This window comes from Xanthomonas sp. WHRI 1810A (assembly GCF_040202885.1).
Lineage (GTDB): Bacteria > Pseudomonadota > Gammaproteobacteria > Pseudomonadales > Pseudomonadaceae > Aquipseudomonas.
This window is the reverse complement of sequence record NZ_JBEGED010000073.1, coordinates 289-520: the sequence shown is the minus strand read 5'-3', so window position 1 is coordinate 520 and position 232 is coordinate 289. Positions and strand designations below refer to the sequence as shown.

The 232-nt window shown below is 65.1% G+C and carries 1 pseudogene; it reads left to right on the top strand.

The window, feature by feature from the left end:
* Nucleotides 1-232, top strand: a pseudogene (locus tag ABQX22_RS26800) (phosphoglycerol transferase I); the annotation flags it as partial.

Below are 232 nucleotides of genomic sequence, written 5' to 3'. Positions count from 1 at the left end.
CCTCCGATCACCTGGCGATGCCCAACGATCTCAGCGATGTACTCGCCAAGCAGAAGCGCGAAAACCTGCTGCTGTTCCTGGGCAAGGATATCGCGCCGCAGCAAGTGGTCACGCGCGCCGGCAGCACACTGGATTCGGGTGCAACGCTGCTGCAGTTGCTGGAACCGGGTATGCGCACGCTGGGCTTCGGCCGTTCGCTGCTGGCCAGCGATGCGCCACCCAGCGCCAGCGT